Origin of the sequence: Blautia massiliensis (ex Durand et al. 2017), assembly GCF_001487165.1 — a bacterium.
GTDB lineage: Bacteria > Bacillota > Clostridia > Lachnospirales > Lachnospiraceae > Blautia_A > Blautia_A fusiformis.
In genome coordinates this window covers 297702-318383 of the sequence record NZ_LN913006.1, presented here as the reverse complement: position 1 = coordinate 318383, position 20682 = coordinate 297702, and the positions used below count along the sequence as shown (strand labels likewise).

Here is a 20682-nt window from a genome sequence, read left to right as displayed (position 1 = left end):
ATTCCCCCTAACTGTCAAACTTATTCATAACACGTATATTCAGCCAGCTGAAGATCGCCATTACAACAAACAGCAGCATAGCCAGCGCCGAAGCATATCCTACGTTTAGATTTGTAAATGCTTCTGTTGTGATTCTGTATGCGATCAGCGCAGTATCCTCTCCAGGGCCTCCAGATGTCATGGAATAAACCAGATCGAAGGTTGTCAGTCTCCAGAGTGTGAACGGAATACATAAAGTCAGGACATTTTTTGCGATCAGCGGAAGTGTGATCCGGAAAAAGCTCTGGATCCCGTTTGCACCGTCTACCTTTGCTGCCTCATAGATATCGCCGGAAATAAACTGAAGTCCGGAAAGTACAAGAATTGCAAAGAACGGAAGGTCCTTCCACAGGTCCATTGCAATTACCGCTGCTCTTGCAGTACCTGTATTGATCAGCCAGCTGTTCTGGTAACCCGGTACAAACCAGCGGATAAAATCATTGATCAGACCATAATCATTGTTAAATGCCCATTTTGCAGCCATACCGGCTACTACTGCAGGCATAGCCCACGGGATCAGCACGATGGTCCTCAGAAAACGGCGGCCTTTGAATTTCATATTCAGGATCAGTGCCAGGATAACTCCGAGGATCACATGAAAGATCATGGAAGCAACCACAAATATTGCCGTAAAGCTGATCGATGTAAGCACTTTAGGATCAGAAAATACCTTCAGGTAATTCTTGAAGCCTATAAATTCATTGATACCTGCAAGGATACTGATATTAAAGAAGCTGTTTTTCACAGTCATCAGAATGGGATATACTGTTGTAAAGCCTCGAATCAGTACAACTGGCAGGATCAAAAGCCACGGTATCCACTTCATATTTTTTTTACTTATTGTCATGGAACTTTCCTCCCTGTTCATCAAGCAATGTAAAGCAGACTTTTACCTCTGCTTTACATTGCTGTTTTTTTATATCTTTTACTTATACATATCTACCACATCCTGAGCCTTCTTGCAGAACTCATCAACTGTGATCTCGTCTTTCATACAGGACTGGAAGATCGTTCCCATATCGGTGATAAATTCCATTGTCTGTGCCACCATCGGACGTCCCTGTACATTGCATTCATTTGCATATCTGCTGTACATTTCTTTTGCCGGGTCAGAATCCGGAACTACCTTCTCTGCAACATCCTTTCTTGCAGGATATCTGTCAAATGCTTTATAGGAAGCTTCCATTCCGCCTTCATCAGCCATATACTGGAGGAATTTCACAGCTGCATCTTTATTCTTGGATGCTTTGTTGAGAACATAGCTCCAGGAATCTGTAAAGATCGCACGCTCTCCCTTGCCGCTGAAATCCGGTACCATTTCCATGTGGATCTTATCTGCGCCAAGCATATCTGCCTTTGCATAATCTGTTCCAAGGCCCCACATGAACCAGCATCCGTATTTTCCGTCATTGATCTTCGGATTCATCTGGTCATATTTATCTGCAATCTGTTCGATGGATGTTTCTTTATTAGCAACCAGATCGTGAAGGAACTGAACTGCTTCCTTGTTTTCCTCTTTGGTCCAGTCAAAATAATCGCCGCCGAACATGTTTACAAACTGTGCAAGCTCGTTAAATGCATAGGTTTTCTCCCAGGAACCGCCGTAGCCGAATCTTCCGTCCTTGGAAACAGCCTTCATATACTTCATGAAATCCTCTTTTGTATCAATGGATTTGATTCCGACCTCATCCATGATCTCCTGATTTACCCAGAATGCAAGATATCCTGTATAGCCTGGAACACCGACGATGTTTCCGTCCTTATCTGTGATCATATCCTTTACATATCCCTGGGCAAACTGATCAGCGATATCATCTGTCATTACTGTATCGTTCAGTCCTTCCAGCCATCCGGAATTTTTAAATGCCGCGCTCATCTCATCGTTGATCTCAATGACATCCACGGAAGTATCTCCTGTGGAAAGCATTGTGGTGATCTTCTGCTGACGGGTATCTGTATCTGTAGGTGCCGCAATTACATTAATGTTCAGGCCCGTGGCATCTTCCACATTTGCAAGCCAGTCCTCAAAATCCGGGTCTGTGGTGTTGACGCTGTATAAGGTAAGATCATATTTTTCCTTTGCGGAAACAGTAACCACGTTACCTGCCATACCCACAACCATCGCTGCTGCCAAAACTGCACTCATTACTTTTTTCTTCATATCTTTCTTCCTTTCTGGACATTTTCGTGTTTGTCCACACCTGTTTTTGATGGTTTAAGGATACCAGAGAGCCCCCTCATTCTAAATACAATATTTTATGATTTCTTTATATTATTTTTCGTTCTCTTGTATTTTTGTTGTTAATTTTTTATAATCCTTTTATATAATCTATATTTGTAACGGCTTTTTTCACAGCTGGATTCGGTTTCATTAATTTGTTTTTGACATAAAGGAGAATATGTACTATGAAATTCCACAAATGTATCCCACCCATTTTTTCCTCATTTCGCTATAAGCTCCTGCTCGCATTTCTGATCGCAACTATGGTACCTCTGATTTCCCTGACCTTCATCAGCTATCACATTTCCTATAACATTGCCAGAGATCGTATCATCGATTCTGCCGTAATGACTGACAAGCAGCTGGTCTCTCAGCTGAACGACCGCCTCGGTCAGGTTGAAAATGTAGCAGATACCATACAGTTTCAAATGTACTCCCTAAATCAGCCTTCCTCTAATAAGGTAGATGCACTGAAAAAATTCACCACTGTAAAAAACAATATTTCGCTGTATAAATCCACATTCGATTTCTTCCATATATATGTTTTTCTGCAGCCCGATCAGCTCGGTTCAAAAGAAAGCCTGTACTTCTTTTCCACAGATGAGCTTTCTGCATATGGTCTGGATAAAAATATTGTTTCCGGTTCAGGCTTTTCCTCTGTCTGGATACCGGTTTCCAATATGCCTCTGCCTAAAATACTGTCCACAAAAAAATCATCTGCCGATGTGATCCTCTGCGTCCGGGCACTGAAAAATCAGGCCACCGGTATTCTGGAATACGCCTACGGCATTGCTCTGGACACCTCAGAGCTTACCACTTATCTGCAGCCTGCTGCTTTGGATTCCCGCATATACAGCTACATTCTCACAGATCACGGAGAGATTGCAGCAAAAAATACATCCTCACTGAATTTATCCGGAATTTCCAAAGCACAGTTTCAGAAACTCAAAGGAAATGCAGATTCTTCTTTTCACAGCGGCGACAAATATTATAACTGCTGCACCTTAAGCAATGGCTGGCTTCATGTTACCGAAATCCCGGAAAGCTATATTCAGGGCAACACGCACATCCTGATCCGTGCCTTACTGATCACTGTCCTTATTTTCTTGCTCCTTACTGTTATCATCGTTATCCTGTTTTCCGAAAATCTTACCCGGAAGATCACTGCACTTTCCTATGCAATGGAAGCCTTTCAGCTGGGATATGACCCGGAACATCTATCTATCGTTACTGTTCCCCACCCTGATGATCCTTCCAGGTATGATGAGATTGACAGACTGGGCATCACCTTTGAAGATATGCAGCACACAATAGCCGGAAACCTGAAGTCCATTGTAAATCTTTCCGTAAACGAAGAACGTCTGAAATACCAGCTGCTCCAGTCACAGATCAATCCGCATTTTCTTTACAATATCCTGGGATCGATCCGTACCTGCCAGTCCCTTGGAAAGCTTGACATTGCTGATCAGATGATTGCAAATCTGACTGCCTTTTACCGTCTTACCCTGCGTAAATCAAAGGAACTTATTCCTATTAAAGATGAATTGGAAATTGCCCGGCTTTATCTGGAAATGGAAAAGCTCTGTCATAAAGATAATCTGGACTGGGAGATCGAAGCAGAAGATGGAATCGAAAATTTCCTGATCTGCAAGTTTACACTTCAGCCATTTCTCGAAAATTCCATTCTGCACGGGATTTCTTCGGGCACACCAGCTGTTTTCATTTCGATCCATGTTCTTTATGGCGATGATACGGTTGTGATCTCCATTGAGGACAACGGTGCCGGCATGGACTCCGAAACCCTTGCACAGCTGCGCCATGCTATTGAGCATAATGTTATTGATTATGAGAAGCATTTTGGAATTTCCAACGTAAGTTCCCGTATTTCCAACCCATTATACGGAAACGGTTCCGTAAGGATCCGCAGCAACCCCGGAAACGGCACATACGTCACCATTGAATTCGAACAGATGGAGGAAGATATCGATGAAAAAAATAATGATCGTAGATGATAATTACTTATCTGCAGAAGGTATCGAAAAAAACATAGACTGGGAAACACTGAATGCAGAGATCATCCATGTCTGCTACAATGGAACCTCTGCTATCGAAGCCATGAAAAAAGAACCGGCAGATCTGATCATTTCTGACATTGAAATGCCTGATCTTGACGGCATTTCCATGAGCCGTCAAGCTCTTGAGATCAATCCTATGGTGAAGATCATCCTGATCAGTGCCTATGATAAATTTGAATATGCAAGACGCGCTCTGCTCCTCGGTGCTCTGGATTATATCGAAAAGCCTCTGGATTATGCCTATCTTATCCAGAAGGTAAAAAACGCTTTTGCACTGATGGAAAAGGAACAGAAAAATCTCCAGCTTCTGAAACAAAGCAGGCCTCTTCTTACGGAAAAATTTTTCCGCGAGATCACACACCTTCCGTCTTCTGAAGCAGCCTACCGACTGAAGCCTTATCTTAAGTATCTGAACCTGGAGCTGAATTATGATTTTTATACAGTTGTTATTCTGGAGCTTGAAAATGCTCCGGATCTAAAAGCTGTTTACGGGATTGAAAAGTTTCAGATGGAGCTTTTCAACCTTCAGGATCTGATAACTGAGGAAACCGCTTCTCTTGATTTTGTGTATCTTCTCCCGGATATGGATGGCTATCTGTGCATTCTGGGACACAGCGGCTGTCAGTCCAACAGCTTCCGCCAGCTTACCAGCGGACTTATTTCCTCAATCGCAGATGCCTGCCAGCCACTGGGACTTTCTCTCAACGCAGGTATTGGAACAATTGTCCAGGATTTTTGGAACCTGAACCATTCTTATAAAAGCGCCGTACATGCACTGGAATACAGATTCTTTTTCCCACATCAGAATATCTTTGACGGAAGAGAGGCTCTGGGTTCCGATCTGTCTGTTGCAGATTTTTCAGATACAAAGGAGGATGAACTGATCCGGCTTCTCTGCAAAAAGGATACCGCTGCCATAGATCTCTGGTTTCAGAATTTTTCCGACTGGCTCACTCAGAAATTTCGCACAAAGAATTTCGCTTTCATACAGATTTATTCTCTTCTTGGCCGGATCCTGAAATTTTTCTATGAATTAAATCTGGATACGCATGACCTTGAAACTAAAATTTTGTATGTTTACAACCACATAAATGAGTTTCATAATACGGAAGAGCTATGTCAATGGCTGAAGGATCTGTGCCATCTTTTATGCCGGAAGCTTGATTCCTCCATGAATGATTATCACCAGAAGCTCTGTGAACTGGTGATTTCCTATATCAACGAACACTACACTGACAATACGCTCTGCCTCAATGATATTGCTGCCTCTGCCAATGTAAGCCCTGCTTATTTAAGTGCTCTTTTCAAAAAAAATCAGGGAATCAGTCTCAGTGACTTTATCACATCTCAGCGAATTTCCGCAGCCGCCCGTTACCTGACTACGACTACTATGAGTCTGAAGGAGATCAGCCTGAAATGTGGTTATGCCAATCAATATTATTTCAGCACCAGCTTCAAAAAGAAAATGGGGATCACACCTTCCGCCTATCGGGAACAGCATACATAACTTCTTCTCTTCTTTATAACAAAGTTACTGGCACAAATGCCAGTGCCCTTCTCCGGAATTTTACTTATAATCAATCAATAAAGAGAACCATCATATTTTTTCGAAGGAGGGATCGCTATGAAAAAATGGAGAAAAATCCTGATATCTCTGATGACAGTCTTTGTACTGTCCATACTCCCGGCAGAATCGACAATTCTGCCGGGCACAGTCTGTGTTACAGAGGCTGCTCCCAGGATCAGTTCTTCCAGGCTAAGGCAGATCCTGACACAAAAAGATGCTTCCGAGCTTGCCAACGACACTCTGGATATGGCTGTTCCATATTGGGCTGATCTTCTCAAAGGCTCCGGCATCACCCTGCGCTCCCTGGGCTTTTCAACTACAAAATAAGTTTTTCCCAAAAACAGATCGAGCATACCCGGCAACACCCCTGGCTATAACAGCCAGGGGTGTTGTACTGTCAGCTGCTTCGCAGCCTATTCCATTAATTCTTCCAAATTCTTCTTTAATTCAAGCATCTTGTCTCTCAGCTCAGCAGCCTGCTCGAAATTCAGGTCTGCTGCCGCAGCACGCATCTGCTTCTCTACCTGAGCGATCACCTTCGTCAGTTCTTTTCGGTTCATGGATTCCGGATCCTTTTTAAGCTTCACTTCTGTCTCTGCCACCTTCTTCGAAACAGCGATCAGATCACGGACCGCCTTCTTGATCGTGGTTGGAGTGATGCCATGCTCCCTGTTGTAAGCCTCCTGTATCGCTCTCCTTCTTTCTGTCTCCGAGATTGCTTTTTCCATGGATTCTGTCATATTATCTGCATACATGATCACATGGCCTTCGCTGTTTCGTGCTGCACGGCCGATGGTCTGTACCAGGGATGTTTCCGAACGGAGGAAGCCCTCTTTATCTGCATCCAGGATCGCTACCAGCGTGATCTCCGGAATATCCAGTCCTTCTCGCAGAAGGTTGATCCCGACCAGCACATCAAACACATCCAGGCGCATATCGCGGATGATTTCCGCACGTTCCAGAGTGTCAATGTCTGAATGAAGGTATCGGACACGGATTCCCAGATCCTTCATATAATCGGTAAGGTCCTCTGCCATACGTTTGGTCAGAGTCGTGATCAGGACTTTATTTTTCTTTTCAATTTCCTTATTTACTTCTGCTACAAGATCATCGATCTGTCCTTCGATCGGACGCACCTCCACCTTCGGATCAAGAAGCCCTGTAGGACGGATGATCTGCTCTGCGCGGAGAAGCTCATGGTCATATTCATATTCTCCCGGTGTCGCAGATACAAACATTACCTGGTCAAGCTTGTTCTCGAATTCATCAAAGCTCAATGGACGGTTATCCTTGGCAGATGGAAGTCGGAAGCCGTAATCCACCAGTGTCTGTTTACGGCTCTGATCACCGGCATACATACCGCCAACCTGGGGAACTGTCTTATGGGACTCATCTATAATAAGTAAAAAATCATCTCCGAAGTAATCCATCAGTGTATACGGTGGCTGCCCTGGTGCAAGCCCGGTAAGATGTCTGGAATAGTTCTCAATTCCGGAACAGAATCCGGTTTCCTTCATCATCTCCACATCAAAGTTGGTACGCTCGGCAATCCGCTGGGCTTCGATCAGTTTGTCCTCACTTTTGAAATATTCCACCTGCTGTTTCATCTCTTCCAGGATGGCATCCGCAGCACGGCGGATCTGCTCCTGAGGCACAACATAATGGGACGCCGGGAAAATGGCCGCATGGCTTTCCACACTTTTGATTTCGCCGGTAAGCACATCGATATCTGTGATCCGCTCGATCTCATCTCCAAAAAATTCCACGCGCACCGCCCGGTCTGTAGAGTTAGCCGGAAAGATCTCCAGCACATCGCCACGCACCCGGAATGTTCCTCGGTGGAAATCCATCTCATTTCTTGTATACTGGATATCGATCAGCTGTTTGATAACCTCGTCACGATCCTTCTCCATCCCCGGCCGAAGTGAGATCATCATATCAAAAAATTCCTGCGGCGCACCCAGGCCATAAATACAGGATACCGATGAAACTACGATCACGTCTTTCCGCTCACATAAGGCCGCTGTGGCAGAAAGGCGGAGTTTATCGATCTCGTCGTTGGTGGATGCATCCTTGGCGATGTAGGTGTCTGTGGACGGAACGTAAGCCTCCGGCTGGTAGTAGTCGTAGTAGGAGACAAAATATTCCACTGCGTTCTCAGGAAAAAATTCTTTCATCTCGCCGTAAAGCTGGGCCGCCAGTGTTTTATTGTGAGCAAGTACCAGAGTTGGTTTATTTAACCGAGCGATAACGTTCGCCATGGTGAAGGTCTTACCGGAGCCTGTGACACCCAGCAAAGTCTCGAACTGGTTGCCTTCTTTAAATCCCTCGACCAATTTCTCGATGGCCTGGGGCTGATCGCCGGTTGGCTTGTATGGGGCTTTTAATTTGAACTCATTCATGGTAAATCCCTCCATTTGTGACTTTTACTATGATCATTATCAGCTAAAAATTCGTACCCAGATTCGTAACGAAAAGCTCATTTTTATAGTGAATAGATGTGTTTCTCACCTCGTTACGAATAAAAGTCACAAAACTAATATTTGCGGATAAAACAGCACTCGGAAATACCTGAAAATACTAACCTCCGGTCCTGTCATATTTTTACTGTTTGTTCTTGTAACAGTCCCTATTATATCAAATAAATTTTTGAAAGTATATAGATTAACGCAAGAAAAAAGTACAAATGTTCGATTCTTATTTGTACTTTTTTCTATCACTACTATTCTATTTTTTATCATGCTGCGTTGAAATATTCCTCCAGGATTAAGTCTATTTCAATCACTTTCGATACTTCACTCAATATGATAAGTTTGTGTAAACGCAAAGAAACAGCGACTTTGAAAAGTTATCCCGCTTTTGCTTACCATATTATTTCCTTAAATTAACATTCATGTAACGCCCAATATTACGCAAATTCATCGAGTCCTCTACAAACTGAAGTTCATCCCAATATGCAGACCTTTGATTATACACGCTTATAAATTATTGGTTCATCATATCCAAAAGTTCTCTTTCCATTAACTTCCATGCTTTCCGATACTTCCAGAAAATTGTTGGAAAACTTTTCCCAAAGTTTGAATGTCATTACCGGAGAGAACTGGCTTGTGCTGCCTCCCTCCCAGATTCCGTCCTTTTCATGATAAAGTGCCGGATTAAATTTTTCAGATTTTTCTAGTTTAGAGTAATCAACATTCTTCATAGAATCATATGAAAATGTATTTTTATCTTCTCCTTTTGGAATTTTATAAGAAGAAAGTAAAATTCCCTGTTCTATTTCCGTGATAAGGAAAAGATGTGGAGATGCATGACGTTTTCCATTAATTTCATAATAACTCTCTTCAACAACAAATTTTCCTTTGAAATCTTCAGGAAGGTTATTTATTTTATCATTACAGATTGTATTTACATGTTCCGCATATGGATATGTTTTCCCTTCTGCCTGCATCTTATTAAATTGATCCTTATTATCAAAATGTCCTGTCATCATTCCTACAAAATTATCAAGTTTCATCATATACTTTACCTCCTGGTATTTGCCTAATCACACTATTCCTCTTTTGCTTTTGCCATACTGGCGATATCTCCCACTCCATTCAATACCATTGTCGGAAGATAAGCATAAGTTTTGAGTGTATCCTTCGTTGAACATCCAGAGAGAACCAATACAGTAGACATACCACTTTCCATACCTGAAATCACATCTGTATCCATACGATCCCCAACCATTACAGCTTCTGCTGAATGACATCCAAGCATATTCAATCCTGTTCTCATCATCAGTGGATTCGGTTTCCCACAGAAATATGCCTGTGTACCTGTTGCCATTTCTATAGGTGCGATCAATGCACGACAAGCAGGAGCAATGCCGTTCTCAATCGGTCCGGAAACATCTGAGTTTGCTCCGATCAGCTTTGCACCTTTCAGAACTAAATTCGTTGCTTTTGTTAATGTATCCAATGAATAGGAGCGTCCCTCTCCCACAACAACATAATCCGGATTTACATCATTCATTGTGATACCTACATCATAAAGTGCATTTAAGAGACCTGCTTCTCCTATCACAAATGCTGAACAGCCTGCCGCCTGTTCCTTTAAAAAAGCGGCTGTTGCCAATGCGCTGGTGTAAAAATGTTCTTCTGGCACATCAAGTCCCATCCTTGCCAGTTTCTGATTTAATTCCCGTGGTGTATATCCACTATTATTTGTCAAAAATAAATATTCTTTCTTTTCATCATGCAACCACTGGATGAATTCTGGAACACCTGGCAATATCTGATTGCCATGATAGATCACACCATCCATATCACAGATGAATCCTTTTTTTTCATTAAAATCGATTATGGATTTTATCATGTTCATGTGCGCCCTGCCTTTCTTGTTTCTTTAGAATACACCTTACTCTTTTCATAATAGAATAAAACTCTTTTTTCTACAAATACTTTTATATTATATCATCCACACATGAAATCAAATACATAGCACTGTAAAATCAAAGTAAATATTTCGATCAACAGAACCTTTTATGACAACATCTCTTTCACACAAGTACTTCGATAATCACTTGGTGATATTTTATATCTTTCTTTAAATACTCGGTTAAACGTTCTCTGACTTTCAAATCCACTATCCAGACAAATATTTGTAATAGAATCACTCGTATTTTCCAAACGATGGCATGCATAGTTCAGCCTTGCATCGTTAAGATATTGATTAAAGTTTCTATGGAATGTCTTGGAAAAGAGTCTGGATAAAACATATTTGCTCACGCCCAGGTCTTTTGCCATCTCTTCCAACGAAAACTTCTTCTTGAAATTTGCTGATATATAGGAAACTGTCTGGTAAATAAGATCGTTGCTCCCCACACTGCTCTTTTCTACCAAATTTAATTTTCCTATGCAGCGTGCCAACACAATTTGAAGATATGCCTGTGCAACAGTAATATCCGACTGTTCTGTCTCTAAAATTGCATTTATAACCCTATATACCTCCGGTTCAATCTTTTCCGCTTTGATGATTGGGTATTCAGGAGCCATGGATTGCATGATATCTGCAAATTTGACTATCGTAAATGGCGATGCAATCAAATAAGTCGCTTTATTTACACCGGGTGTCAGTACCTGATAGTGATGAATAACATCTGGAAATACAAAGCCTATATCTCCTTTTTCCATATGGTATAGTTCCTGTCCGACACCAAGTTCTAATGCTCCACTTGTTACACAAACGATCTCCAGTGCATTATGAAGATGTGGTTCAATATGTTTTGACTTCCTATTTATTGCTATGATCTCCTCTTTTGTGTCAACATATTTTAACTGCATGAAATACTCCCCTTTGCAACATTTGTCTATATCTTCTTTCGATTTGGCAAGCAATCCTTTTACACCTATCTTATAATCAACTTGTAAATAAGGAAAGGAGGAATTGCAAATGAGCAACCTAAAAAAATATCTGAATGACCTTTTAGTATTCTACACTGAATATTTTGAGCATCCTTACCATGTATAAATACTAAAAGGACTATTTTGTGAAAACTGAATATTTTCTTAAGGCCATTTCACAAAAATGAAGTGGTCCTTTTTTATTTTCAAAATACAGTTCAATCACTTTATATATAGAAAAAAGCACTGTCTCATCGAGCAACGACCAGACAACGCTTTCTCCTGTCAATTCTAATTTATGTCTGATGCATCTGTTACTTCATCTGCAGCAATTTCTTTTTCTGCTTTCAGTTTTTTATTTGCATCTTCTACATTCATTCTTGAAAGTACAAACATAATCAATACATCAAAGATTAACGGAAGCCAAAGATACATAAACTGCATCATATCAAGTGCAGACTGCGGCTGAGTTGCATTTGTTCCGATATATCCACTGAACTCAAGCAGCCATCCAACAACAGCGGTTCCAATACCTCCACCGATTTTTACGCCAAGAGAAGTACAAGAGTACATCGTTCCGTCAATTCTCTTTCCCTGTGTAAGATAAGTGTACTCAGAGCAGGATGCGATAACTGCATTCATATCTCCCTGCCATGGTCCCTGACCTAAGGCTGCAAGAGCTGTAAATGCCATCATCAGCGGAACACTGCCCATATATCCTGCAACAACAACAAGTGCTCTACCGATGACTGCTAAGACATAACCTCTTAAGTTCAGTTTATACATACCTTTCCACTTACCAACTAATGTCGGTGTGAAAATCAGGGCAATGATCAGTGGAATATTTACTGCCCATGCAAATTGTCCAAACAAATTCTTATTTTTCAGTACCCATGTCATGTAATAAATGCCAGCTCCAATCATGGCACTATATAACTGCTGTAAAATATATGTTCCACAAATCATCATGTAATATTTGTTTTTAACAAGAAGCTTGAATGCCTGTACCATTCCGTACTTTTCATTATCATTCTTTACTTCTCCTTCGTTAAGTTCTTCCTCCGGAAGTTCCTTAACAGAAAGTGCTGAAATCGTATTTATGACAAGACCAATGATTGCATAGATAATAGCAACCGTTCTCCATGCCGCAGCATCTCCACCACATTTATCTACAAATCCAACTGTAATCGCCTGAATCAGAAGACTTGTTGAAAACGCAAAAATAAAACGGTAAGATCCCATCTGCACACGCTCTTTGCTGTTCTTTGTAATCAGTGACGTAAGTGCTGAGTAAGCAATATTGTTTGCTGTATAAAACACACCATTTAACAGTGTATAAGAGATAAAGAACCATGCGTATTTAGCCGTTGTTCCAAAGCTGACTGGTACTGCAAAGCAGCAGACCAGCGTAATGGCACAACCAATGTATCCGTATAGCATCCATGGCTTCGCTTTTCCCATTTTACTGTGTGTTTTGTCAATCATTGATCCAAAAAATATATCCGTAAAACCATCAAATAGTTTTGATACGGCAATCAGGGTACCTACGACACCTGCAGCAAGTCCTACTGAGTCCGTCAGATAGACCATCATAAAAGATGTCAGGAACGCATAGACTACATTACCTGCAATATCGCCTGATCCGTATCCAATTTTGTTATACCATTTCAAATACTTTTTTTCTTCCATCGAATTTCTTTGCTCCTCATCTTCATCGCACTTAGAATTTCAAGATGTCTAACAGAGTATGATGTCTAATTCTAGTTTTTTCTCTGTTTTTGTCTGATTGCTCTGTATATCCGGACTTTACATAACAATCAGACTCTCTTTCCTTGTTTACGGGTTACATGAAACTTTATTATCCCTTTATATACGGTATCAGTGTAAACTGGAACCGGAATAATACATCATCAAATCGGTACTGATCCAATACAACTGGACCACAACTGTTAGAACCAATGCCATTTAATGCGTAGTCAACGCAAAATACTACACTATCTGATTCTGTCAGTTCATAATTATGCGTTTTCTTCTCAAGTTCTTCCTGCGTATAATAAGAAGCATTGAATGAAAATGCCTTTTCTGCGGATGCCACAATTCCATATCGGCTGTTGTTAAGCTCTACATATTCACAATCATAATGGCTTCCATTTTCCTGTGGGCGAATATAATCCTCATGCAAATCATCTACATTTGCCTGATACAAACCGTGGCTCGCAGCCTGATGTTTGTCACAATAGCTTTCCTGTGGTCCCATTCCAAAGTATCGTGCAGCTGAAAGTTTTTTATCCAGGAACATCCTCACACCAAATCTTGGCAGGTCCGGAAATTCATCATCTTTTGTTACTGCAATATCTGCATCAATCTTTCCAGCAGCTTCTATTTTCCATGTAATCGTCACATCAAGAATCTTCTGTACTGTCTCTGCCACAACGGAAGCATGGCTTGTAATCTTCACACCATGCTTTCCCTGCACGACCTCTGTCGTGTAAGCTCTTGTATAAGCTTTATCATAATGGGCTTTCTTCCATTCAGACTTGATGTACATATCATTATCTGTTGGTGCCCTCCAGATATTTAATTCCATCGGGTGGTTCAGATATTCCCGCCCTGCGAATTTCATCTCTGTAAAGAGTGCAGTACGTTTGTCTATGGTATAAGCAAATTCACGCCCCTTGATACGAATCTGTGTATCATTTTCATTTACCTGTAATTCAGAGTCCACTACTGTTTTTGGTATCCATTTCTCTGCAAGTTTACATTTTGTATCCTCTTTACTTACCTCAATTTCATCAAATCCAAGAATATGGTCTTCATCCAACAGTGGCAATTCTTTTTTCAGATGGTAAATAAGTTTTAAATAACATTTCCCATTCTCTGGAACATTGATCTTCAGGTTTGTTTTTCCTTCCCCATGTGGTGCCACAGAAAACTCCGGAAGTATGCCTTTGCTGATCACAAGACCATCCTGTGTCAGCTCATAACTAATCTTCACATAATCTTTCAAGTCATCAAAATCCATGTAGTTATGAAGCACCAGTTCTCCGATTTCTTTGTTATAGGAAATAACTCTTGCCGGGCGATAAACATTCTTGTATTCCAAAAGTCCTGTATGTACCGTTCTGTCCGGATATACTAATCCATCCATACAGAAGTTGCCATCATGAATTTCTTCGCCATGGTCGCCCCCATAAGCATATATAGTCTTTCCATTCTCAGCAGTTCCATGAGCAATCGCATGGTCACACCATTCCCAGACAAAGCCGCCGCACATTTTATCATTATCCTGAATCATCCGGAAGTAATCTTCAAAATCTCCAGGTCCGTTTCCCATGCTGTGACAGTACTCTACCAAAAGGAAGGGTTTGCTTCCATCTTTATCCAGATATTCCTGAATTTCGGAAAGCGCTGGGTACATCCGGCTGTACACATCCAGATTGCTGTAATCATATGTTTCATCATAATTACGGTATCTTGCACTCTCATATTGTGTGATACGGTCTGGATCAAAATTCTTTGTCCATTCCAGTGCTTTTTCAAAGTTGCAGCCATAAGCACTCTCATTTCCCATTGACCACATAACAATACAGAAACGGTTTTTGTCACGTTCCACCATGAGTTTTACGCGATCAACGATTGCCTCTTCCCATACCGGATCATCTGCAATCTTCTCATTCCATCGTTTGAACCGATTGTAATCAGTGTCTTCTTTTCTGTAGATCATAAATGGACCATGAGCTTCAATATCTGCTTCATCTATTACCATGAATCCATACTTGTCACACATTTCATAGAAAAATGGTGCGTTCGGATAGTGGCTGGAACGGATCGCATTAAAATTATGCTGCTTCATTAACGTAAGATCGGTTGTAATCTGTTCCGGATTGATTGTAAATCCAGTAACCGGATCAGAATCATGTCGATTGACACCACGGAATTTAATCTTCTGTCCATTTAAATAAATAACCTGATCTTTAATCTCTATCTTTCTTAATGCAATGTGATCTACAATTACTTCATTCTCTGTTTCAAGAATCAGTTTATATAGATATGGATTTTCTGTATTCCAAAGTTCCGGACTTGCGATTTCTAATACAGCTGTTCCTTCTTCAGCAATACTTCCTAGTGCTACAACTGCTCCGTTTCTATCTTCAATCGAAATTTTTACATTTAACGGAGAGTAGAATTTCATTTCAATTTCTACTTTCGCAAGCATATCCTCAATTCTTGTTTTAATATGATAATCACTGATTGCCTGTTTTGGGCGTTTCAAAATGTACACATCCCGGAAAATACCACTCATACGGAATTTGTCCTGATCTTCCAAATAGGAACCATCACACCACTTCATTACCAACACTGCCACCGTATTCGTTCCATCCTGAAGTACATCGGTAACATCAAACTCACTGGTCATATGCGAAACCTGGCTGTATCCTATGTAAGAGCCATTGATCCATACGTAAAAGCAACTGTCTACTCCTTCAAAGTTCAAAAAAGATTTTGGCGCTTTCTCATCTCTACTGTACTCAAAAGTATGTACATAGGCTCCACACGGAATGTCCTGTGGCACATATGGTGGATCAAACGGAAATGGATACCGGATGTTTGTATACTGGTGTGTATCATATCCAGCCATCTGCCATACACTTGGAACCTGAATCTCATCAAAATTTTCTGTATCATAATTCTTCTCAAAGAAAGAATCCTGAATGTCATAGATGCTGTTAAAATACTGGAATTTCCAAGTTCCATTCAATAACTGCATACGATCTGACTCTTCTCTGTGTTCCGCCAAGTTATCCATTCTTCTGGATGCCGGAATATAATAGGCTCTGGCTGGCATTGTGTTTTCGTGCAGTACGCTTAGATTTTCATAATAACGTGGTACGATCATAAATAGCTCTCCTCCAATACATATACTTTTTTGTTCTTTGTTTTCCTAAAGAAAACCTTATACTTTACTTTTTGCTTACGTTCCTTAGTTATGTTATATATAGCTTATCCTAATTCGCAAAATATGTCTATGAATTGGATTAGACAAAATATGCACTAAATGATACAATGATAAAAAGTACGAAAAGAGGTGCTGTCCTATGTATTTGAACACCGGTTATTTGAACCACTCACATATGGATTTCAAAGACAAAAGTCGTCCGCTGATTGTAGGTAGCTGTGGTACTTACCGTCTTTCCAGACATCCCAAACTTCCGACCTACCGTCCAAAGGGTCGTCTGGATTATCAGATTATATATATCACTGCTGGTTGTGGGCATTTTCATTTTGATAATGTAAATAATGAAACGATTGTTCCAGCCGGCAACATTGTACTGTACAGACCGAAAGAACTCCAAAAATATGAATATTACGGAGAAGATAAGACAGAAGTATACTGGATTCACTTCACAGGAAGCAATGTAAAAAATATCTTACGTCAATATGGGTTTCCGGATAAAGAACGTGTCTTTCAAGTGGGTACATCTAATGAATATGAACAAATTTTCAAACGTATCATTATCGAGCTGCAACGCTGTCAAGACAATTATGAGGAAATGCTTGTCCTTTTGCTACGTCATCTTTTGATCAGTTTCCACCGGGAACTGACAAGAGAGCACATATTAAAAAATGAATACCTTGATCATGAGATGGATAATGCTGTTACCTTTTTCAGTGAAAACTACAATCAAAATATCAATATTGATGATTATGCTGCCTCACGAGGCATGAGTGTCAGCTGGTTTATCCGAAATTTCAAAAAATATACCGGTTCTACACCAATGCAATTCATTGTGGGAATCCGCATCAACAATGCTCAGATGTTACTTGAAACAACAACTTATTCCATCCATGAGATTTCTAAGATTGTCGGATATGATAACCAGCTTTATTTCAGTCGGCTTTTTCACAAGTTGAAAGGATATTCACCGAGAGAATACCGAAAAATAAGAAATAGGTTATGAAATCTATAATGTCATAAAAAGTGAACTACTCGGCAACTTAGTTACCAGAGCATCTGAAATCTGGCGGGATACCGCCTTTTTTCAGGGTGCGTCCATGACACCAATACTGCTTGCCTTTCGGCTATACAGCTACTTTTATTACTTCTGGATTTTTTAGTCCGGTTACGGACAGTTCCTTCTGCTTTCCGGATACGGAAAGATATTTCCGCAGGATATTAAATGCGCCTACTGCATCTGCATTGTAGCTTACTCTGTCAGTTATATACATACCCCGTTCTTTTCGGTTTGTTGCTTCTGCATATCTTTTTGATACTTCCGGTGATAACGGGCTGCACTGACTGGTATAGCTTTCCTCCTGTTTTATCAATTGGATCCCATACAGTTTCAGCTTATATCCCAGCATGATATACAGCCTGTTATATGGCAGTCCGTGAAACTTCTGGTTGACCTTATGCCCCATATCTTTCTCTTTACGGATATTTCGGATATCTCCCACAACCACACAGCGGATATCTTCTTTTCTGCAGTATTCTGCAATCCATCTGGTCACTTTATGAAGATAATCCTTCACTGTATTCTGCTTTTTTCTGTAAAGTCTCTGGATATGTTTCGATGATCCTGGATATCTTATCCCTCTTTCCGATTGCTGCGCATACCAAACAGACTGCACTCTGGCGATCTTTTTATGAAAGTATCTTTCCAATGAAAGATATTTCCTTCCAAGGATAAAAGTCCGGCCATTTCCGGAATCATAACAGGTCATCAGATTATGAAGTCCAGGATCAATAGATAAATAATGTCCATTCTGGGAAAGCTGCTCTGGTCCTTCGATCTCATAGATAACGATAAGGTCACATTTTCCGTTTTCCGGCGGATAGATCCGCAATTGTTTTATATGATCCATGTCCCTGAAAATCTTATTTTCAAGATATAGAAATCTTTCATGGATCCCATAGGTTTCTTCCATATAGATTTTCAGATCCTTTGGCAGAGACAGCCGCAGCTGGTCTGAACCTTTCTCATGCCGGATCCCCATCTGCATGTATGTGACCGGGATATTATCCTGTTTAAAACGGGGCGGATTTGGATCTTTGATCCCTCCAGTCTTTTTCAGGACATAGAAAGATCTCCATGCTTTGTCCAGTTGCTTGCAGGTCTCCTGTGCTGTCTGTGACGGAAGCTGCCTGTACCACAGATCTCCTTTATGCGCTTTTTTCTGATAATACCAGTCAGGATACTTTTCCAGTCCCAGCTCTTTATAATGATGACGTTCGTAGTTGCAGACATTCCAGAGTTTGGAAGCTGCATAACACATATGCCCTATGATATTGGAATATTCCGGCCGGATCTTTACAGATGTTCTGTGTGACAGCAGCATTCCTCTTCCCCCTTTGGACAGCTATGCAGATAGAGATCTACACTCCACCTTGGTTTAATACGACTTGCTCTGATGCTCAATATAACGGCGGATATTTTCCTCCGATACAGATCCGATCGTTTCCACATAATAGGAATGGTTCCACAGCTCTCCCTTCCATAGCTGGTCTCTTATTTCCGGAAAACGTTCGAACAGTTTTCTGCCGGTGATCCCCTTCAGATACTTGACGATCGCTGTTATGGACAGTTTTGGTGGAGCTGATACAAAACAATGGACATGATCACCTTCACCACATTCAAATAAATGAACAGTAAAACCTTTATCCTCAGCGATCTGCTGCACCAGTTCCTTTAGGTATTCCTCAATTTCTGGGTCTAATATCTTCCGCCGGTATTTCACCGACCACACCATATGGTAATTAATATTACACACACAAGTCCTGTAATGTATTAGATTTTCTTTCATACATATAGTATAACATAACGAATAAAAATGCGCAGCAAAAATCGAACATATTTTCGAATGATTATATGCCGGTTACGGCATTAATATCAAGGGATTGGGAGATTATTATATTATTTCAATGTGCAGATATGCACAATCTTGCGCTTTCATCTCGGTAATTGAATTGCCGAGGATTCCCGCTTATTGTCCTAAATGCCAAAAAAGGATGCCAACGAATCAAATCAGATTACGTGACATCCTCTTCTTTTTATTAGTGCTATTTTATAAATTCAACCGAATAGTAATACATGTACTCATTATCTGTATCTATATGCTCCCCTGCAATATCCTGTATTGGCAACGAGCTTAATCCTTTTTCTCCATAAATCAGTGCTGCTAATCCTTGCTCTGTTCCATACTCTATCCTGCATTTGTTTTCAATAGTCGTTGCTGATCTTCCATAATATTCCCTGTTTTTAACTCCCTCCAAAATTGGTATTTCTGTCATATATTTTGAATATTTATCTGCTGCGATGAGCTTTGCAGTAAAATTATCAAAATCCGGTGTAATGACAATCAATCCATTTGTGGAAGATTTCACATCTTCATAGGAAAGTTCCAAAACTTTTTTATGTGAAACTCGTTGTCCAAGCTGATATTCTGACAAGTAAATAGATAACGTTTTAAATGTATCCCTTGAATTGTATCGAAACATCATTGTTCCATCAATTCCTGATAACAATTCAGCAGTTTTCATTTCTATACTATCTGAGTCTACTGCTTCAATATAGTTTTGTGGTTGTCGCAATTTATTACATACGATGGATCCAAAAGTAACCATAGATATTCCCACTACAATAAGAAGCACTATAATGATTGACCAGTTTTTCGATAGCCTGAGGCTAGTCTCCTGTGGGTTGTATTCGGAGTGTAATTTGAAATGATCCATACGGTTCTCCTTGTTGTTCTGAAATTTGTGGATATGTAAATACTGCCTGTTACTATATGTAAAGAGAGTGCTTTTATCTTTATTATTGTTGCTTTTACAGTATATCATTCAGAGTAAAAAAATTTATCCAAAAAGCTTCGGCTCATTCTCGATCAAATCTTCTGCCAGATATTTTGCATCCATATTTTCTATTCCATAACTATCATTTGAAATTTGTTCTGCAAGTTTACTGGAATAAAATGGATAGTTCACAATCCACTTGTTAAAATGTGCTTCACTTTTTGCAATAGGCTTAATATCCGTGTCATGATCCATATTAAAGTCATAGGTCATGTACGAGAGCTGTTGTGCATATGCCTTTAATTCCAGATCTGATATATCTGCCAGAATCATAATGTCCACATCAGAATCCGGACGAAAGTCACCCCTTGCACATGAACCATAAAGGATTATCTGGCGTACATAGGAACCATAGATCTTCTTGATCTCTTCTACATACTGTTCGATTAAATCCTGCATCATCTTTGGCATATATCATCCCTCATTTTCTACTGATCATTCTATGCTCTGCTTACTTCTTAATTTTATTATAACCAGTTTACCCTTGTTTCTCAATCAGTATTTTCCATGTATCAATTTTACTGTTACTGAGAACGGAGTGAACA

The 20682-nt window shown here is 40.4% G+C and carries 15 protein-coding genes and 1 pseudogene; 4 read left to right on the top strand and 12 right to left on the bottom strand.

Annotated features, from left to right (window positions below; translation table 11 throughout):
* Positions 1-7 precede the first annotated feature (7 nt).
* Complete coding sequence (locus BN3261_RS02480; RefSeq protein ID WP_044961978.1) at positions 8-886, bottom strand: carbohydrate ABC transporter permease; 879 nt, start codon at positions 884-886, stop codon at positions 8-10.
* A 78-nt stretch (positions 887-964) separates the two neighbouring features.
* The gene (locus BN3261_RS02475) at positions 965-2200 is read right to left on the bottom strand and encodes an ABC transporter substrate-binding protein (RefSeq protein WP_059085386.1); all 1236 of its coding nucleotides are present in this window, start codon (positions 2198-2200) and stop codon (positions 965-967) included.
* A 245-nt stretch (positions 2201-2445) separates the two neighbouring features.
* Here BN3261_RS02475 and BN3261_RS02470 point away from each other — a divergent pair, with 245 nt between their 5' ends.
* The 3 genes from BN3261_RS02470 (at position 2446) to BN3261_RS02460 (ending at position 6229) form a co-directional block, all read left to right on the top strand.
* Positions 2446-4272, top strand: a complete 1827-nt coding sequence (locus BN3261_RS02470; RefSeq protein ID WP_059085385.1) for a sensor histidine kinase — start codon at positions 2446-2448, stop codon at positions 4270-4272.
* The gene (locus tag BN3261_RS02465; RefSeq protein ID WP_059085384.1) at positions 4247-5842 is read left to right on the top strand and encodes a response regulator; all 1596 of its coding nucleotides are present in this window, start codon (positions 4247-4249) and stop codon (positions 5840-5842) included. Before BN3261_RS02470 ends, BN3261_RS02465 begins: the two co-directional genes overlap by 26 nt.
* A gap of 117 nt (positions 5843-5959) precedes the next feature.
* Positions 5960-6229: a hypothetical protein gene (locus tag BN3261_RS02460; RefSeq protein WP_059085383.1), complete on the top strand. Its 270-nt coding sequence runs from the start codon at positions 5960-5962 to the stop codon at positions 6227-6229.
* 86 nt (positions 6230-6315) lie between these two features.
* On the opposite strand, the gene uvrB is transcribed toward BN3261_RS02460, so the two are convergent.
* From uvrB to BN3261_RS02430, 6 genes are all read right to left on the bottom strand, one after another.
* Positions 6316-8304 (bottom strand): excinuclease ABC subunit UvrB, encoded by a 1989-nt coding sequence (gene uvrB / locus BN3261_RS02455; RefSeq protein ID WP_059085382.1) that lies wholly within the window; start codon positions 8302-8304, stop codon positions 6316-6318.
* A 566-nt stretch (positions 8305-8870) separates the two neighbouring features.
* The gene (locus tag BN3261_RS02450; protein ID WP_015527045.1) at positions 8871-9419 is read right to left on the bottom strand and encodes a hypothetical protein; all 549 of its coding nucleotides are present in this window, start codon (positions 9417-9419) and stop codon (positions 8871-8873) included.
* Between the two features lie 32 nt (positions 9420-9451).
* On the bottom strand, positions 9452-10264 hold the full coding sequence (locus BN3261_RS02445; protein WP_021652318.1) for an HAD-IIA family hydrolase: 813 nt from the start codon (positions 10262-10264) through the stop codon (positions 9452-9454).
* 161 nt (positions 10265-10425) lie between these two features.
* Positions 10426-11226: a helix-turn-helix transcriptional regulator gene (locus BN3261_RS02440; protein WP_059085381.1), complete on the bottom strand. Its 801-nt coding sequence runs from the start codon at positions 11224-11226 to the stop codon at positions 10426-10428.
* A gap of 351 nt (positions 11227-11577) precedes the next feature.
* A complete protein-coding gene (locus BN3261_RS02435) occupies positions 11578-12975 on the bottom strand; it encodes an MFS transporter (protein WP_059085380.1) in 1398 nt (465 codons plus the stop codon).
* A gap of 169 nt (positions 12976-13144) precedes the next feature.
* Complete coding sequence (locus BN3261_RS02430) at positions 13145-16183, bottom strand: glycoside hydrolase family 2 TIM barrel-domain containing protein (RefSeq protein ID WP_059085379.1); 3039 nt, start codon at positions 16181-16183, stop codon at positions 13145-13147.
* A 199-nt stretch (positions 16184-16382) separates the two neighbouring features.
* Between BN3261_RS02430 and BN3261_RS02425 the strand changes: the two genes are divergently transcribed.
* A complete protein-coding gene (locus BN3261_RS02425; protein ID WP_044961974.1) occupies positions 16383-17246 on the top strand; it encodes an AraC family transcriptional regulator in 864 nt (287 codons plus the stop codon).
* 121 nt (positions 17247-17367) lie between these two features.
* On the opposite strand, the gene BN3261_RS02420 is transcribed toward BN3261_RS02425, so the two are convergent.
* The 4 genes and pseudogenes from BN3261_RS02420 to BN3261_RS02405 form a co-directional block, all read right to left on the bottom strand.
* Positions 17368-18624: an RNA-guided endonuclease InsQ/TnpB family protein gene (locus tag BN3261_RS02420; RefSeq protein WP_235812330.1), complete on the bottom strand. Its 1257-nt coding sequence runs from the start codon at positions 18622-18624 to the stop codon at positions 17368-17370.
* 54 nt (positions 18625-18678) lie between these two features.
* Positions 18679-19089, bottom strand: a complete 411-nt coding sequence (gene tnpA / locus BN3261_RS02415; protein ID WP_044961972.1) for an IS200/IS605 family transposase — start codon at positions 19087-19089, stop codon at positions 18679-18681.
* A 256-nt stretch (positions 19090-19345) separates the two neighbouring features.
* Positions 19346-20017: a transcriptional regulator gene (locus BN3261_RS02410; protein ID WP_227573683.1), complete on the bottom strand. Its 672-nt coding sequence runs from the start codon at positions 20015-20017 to the stop codon at positions 19346-19348.
* Positions 20018-20245: 228 nt separating this feature from the next.
* Positions 20246-20548, bottom strand: a pseudogene (locus BN3261_RS02405) (nucleotidyltransferase domain-containing protein); the annotation flags it as partial.
* Positions 20549-20682: the final 134 nt, after the last annotated feature.